At 74.6% G+C, this 2,555-nt stretch carries 4 protein-coding genes and 1 pseudogene; 4 read left to right on the top strand and 1 reads right to left on the bottom strand.

Annotation, left to right across the window (positions count from 1 at the left end; genetic code table 11):
* Positions 1–556 (bottom strand): annotated as a pseudogene (locus tag HMPREF0731_RS19435) (TSCPD domain-containing protein); the annotation flags it as partial.
* Positions 557–925: 369 nt separating this feature from the next.
* Between HMPREF0731_RS19435 and HMPREF0731_RS19430 the strand changes: the two are divergent.
* The 4 genes from HMPREF0731_RS19430 to HMPREF0731_RS19415 are packed head-to-tail and all read left to right on the top strand — an operon-like array spanning position 926 to position 2,443.
* Positions 926–1,279: an NADH-ubiquinone oxidoreductase subunit NDUFA12 family protein gene (locus HMPREF0731_RS19430; RefSeq protein WP_007005918.1), complete on the top strand. Its 354-nt coding sequence runs from the start codon at positions 926–928 to the stop codon at positions 1,277–1,279.
* 20 nt (positions 1,280–1,299) lie between these two features.
* Positions 1,300–1,845 carry an outer membrane lipid asymmetry maintenance protein MlaD gene (gene mlaD / locus HMPREF0731_RS19425; RefSeq protein WP_007005917.1) on the top strand — a complete coding sequence of 182 codons (546 nt, stop codon included), beginning with the start codon at positions 1,300–1,302 and terminating at the stop codon, positions 1,843–1,845.
* Positions 1,842–2,069: a hypothetical protein gene (locus HMPREF0731_RS19420; RefSeq protein ID WP_007005916.1), complete on the top strand. Its 228-nt coding sequence runs from the start codon at positions 1,842–1,844 to the stop codon at positions 2,067–2,069. The genes mlaD and HMPREF0731_RS19420 overlap by 4 nt, the downstream gene beginning before the upstream one ends.
* Complete coding sequence (locus HMPREF0731_RS19415) at positions 2,069–2,443, top strand: DUF2155 domain-containing protein (protein WP_007005915.1); 375 nt, start codon at positions 2,069–2,071, stop codon at positions 2,441–2,443. Before HMPREF0731_RS19420 ends, HMPREF0731_RS19415 begins: the two co-directional genes overlap by 1 nt.
* Positions 2,444–2,555: the final 112 nt, after the last annotated feature.

Here is a 2,555-nt window from a genome sequence, read left to right as displayed (position 1 = left end):
AGAGCAGCGCGGCGGGCTCGCGCGCGCCATGCCGCTCGGCCAGCTCGGCGCTGGCCTGCTCGGCGGCGCCACGGGTCAGCGCGGAGAGGCAGGTGGCGACATCGCGCGCGGCGGCCGAGTCGTAGGGCAGGCCGCTTGCGGCCAGCAGCCCGGCGAGGTCGGCGAAGCCCAGGCGCAGGCGCAGGGCGCGGCCGCCGGTCAGCACCTCGAGCGCCAGCACGCCGCTGCGCACGGCCTCGGCATAGCCCGCCGCGTCGAAGCCGCCGGCATCGTCGAGGAAGGCGGGCAGGTTCAGCACGAAGCGCGGCTCGGCCTTGGCGTCGCCGCGCCAGGTGGCGGCACCCGGCGCGCCGCGGCGGCGCAGCAGCAGCGCGCGCAGCGACTCGGCCAGTGCCAGGGCGTCGAGCGGCTCCAGCACGCCGGTCTGCCCGGCGCGGGCGGTCAGGCGGCGGATCCAGGCCTCGGCCAGGCCGGGCAGCGTCACCGGCCCCTGGCCGGGGGCGAGCAGCGCCAGCGCCTCGGCCGCGCCATCCTCCCAGGCGGCGGGGATGGCCACGGCACGCAAAGGTGAATCCGGGTCCGCCGCCGCGCGTATGCGCCGCAGCGCGATGCCTTCCCAGGGAGTGCCAGCGATCCGAGCCATCCCCGCAGGCTAGCGCCCTCCGCGCCCGCGCGGAAGCGCCGTCGCCCAGGAATCCGGGCGCCGGGCCGCGTCCGGGCGGGGCGGCGGGGCGGCCTGATGCAACGCGGGCGTAACAGCGGGAGGCACGCGCTGGCAAAGCGGTAAGCCCGCCCTAACTATAGGGTCAGGGGTGCGGGCGCACCTTCCCCCATGCCGCCGCATGTGCGAAGGAAGCCCCGAGCGCGCTCCCCCTGCGAGGCGGGCCTCCCCCACCCTCGCGCAGCCTATGGAACTGACCGAGCCATGTCCTTCCTGCAGCGGCTGACCACTGGCTTCTCCGCCAGCAAGATCGGCACCGACCGCTTCGGCAACACCTATTTCGAGAGCCGCAAGAGCTGGCTCGGCTATGGCCGGAAGCGCCGCTTCGTCCTCTACGCCGGGGAGGCGGACCCGACCAGCGTGCCGCCCGAGTGGCATTGCTGGCTGCACCATGTGACCGACGCGCCGCTGCCGGAGCAGAAGCTCTATGCCTGGCAGCAGGAGCACCAGCCGAACCGCACCGGCACCGCCCTCGCCTACCGGCCGGACCAGCGTCCGGCCAATGCCCCCCGCCCCAGCACCGCCGGCGAATACGAGGCCTGGACGCCGGGCAGCTGAGGCTCAGACAGGATATCTTCATGCAGGGTCGCAATCTGGCGGAGATCATCACCGGCGCCGTCGTGCTGCTGGTGGCCGCCGTCTTCGTGGTCTACGCGCTGGGCCAGTCGGGCCGCAGCATCGGGGCCGGCGGCGCCGGCAGCCTGACGCTGACCGCCAAGTTCGACCGCATCGACGGCCTCACCCCCGGGGCGGATGTGCGGATCGGCGGCGTCAAGGTCGGCAGCGTGGTGGACCAGCGGATCGACCCGCGCACCTATCTCGCCATCCTGCGGCTGCGGGTGGAGCCGGGCATCGCCATCCCGAATGACAGCTCGGCCGAGATCACCTCGGAAAGCCTGCTGGGCGGCAAGTATGTCGCCCTGGTGCCGGGCGGCTCCGACACCATGCTGCGGGACGGGCAGGAGATCACCATCACCCAGTCCGCCGTCAGCCTGGAATCGCTGCTCGGCCGCTTCATCTTCTCGGTCACCGAGCTGACCTCGGCCAATGCGCGCCAGGAAGGCCATCAGGGCGGCGCCAATGCCGCGCCGGCCCCTGCCGCCCCGGGGGCGGCGCGCCCGTGAGCCTGGCCCCGCCCGCCCAGTGGCCGGGCGCGGACGGCCAGCCCGTCTCCTGCCGCGAGAAGCTGAAGGTGCTGGCCGAGAACCACCGCGAGGCCGCGACGATGCTGCAGGACCTGCTGGAGGACGCCGTGCTGATGGGCGTGGACGAGGCCGCCATGCGCCGCATCCTGGCCGCGATGGTGGCCGAGCTGCCCGGCCCGCGCCGCGCCGGAGGGGGCGCCTGATGCGCGCCGCCCGCCTCGCCCCGCTGCTGGCCCTGACCCTCGCCCTGCCCGCCGCCGCGCAGCAGGATCCCGGCTGGGTCGCCGCCCGCACCGCCAAGCTCCAGGCGCTGGACAAGGTGACGGCGCGGGTCACCGTGCTGGAGACCCCGGTCAACCAGCCGATCCAGTTCGGCACGCTGCGCGTCACCGTGCGCGCCTGCAACGCCCGCCCGCCCGAGGAAGTGCCCGACGCCGCCGCCTGGCTGGAGGTGCTGGACACCCGCAACGACCCCAACGGCGCCGCCGCCTTCCGGGGCTGGATGTTCGCCAACGCTCCCGGCGTGTCGATGCTGGAACACCCGGTCTACGACCTCCGCATCCTCGAGTGCCGCTGATTTGTCAGGCTGCCGCCGCCGGGTGGTGAGGCGGGACGCTGTTCGGGGCGCCGCCGTCGGGTGGTGAGGCGGGACGCCGTTCGGGCTGCCGCCGTCGGGTGGTGAGGCGGCG

The sequence above is a fragment of the Pseudoroseomonas cervicalis ATCC 49957 genome, assembly GCF_000164635.1.
GTDB lineage: Bacteria > Pseudomonadota > Alphaproteobacteria > Acetobacterales > Acetobacteraceae > Pseudoroseomonas > Pseudoroseomonas cervicalis.
This window is presented reverse-complemented; position numbering and strand designations above follow the sequence as displayed.

Coding starts and splice junctions, on each gene's coding strand:
- HMPREF0731_RS19430 (WP_007005918.1), top strand. CDS start 926: ATGTCCTTCCTGCAGCGGCTGACCACTGGCTTCTCCGCCAGCAAGATC.
- mlaD (WP_007005917.1), top strand. CDS start 1,300: ATGCAGGGTCGCAATCTGGCGGAGATCATCACCGGCGCCGTCGTGCTG.
- HMPREF0731_RS19415 (WP_007005915.1), top strand. CDS start 2,069: ATGCGCGCCGCCCGCCTCGCCCCGCTGCTGGCCCTGACCCTCGCCCTG.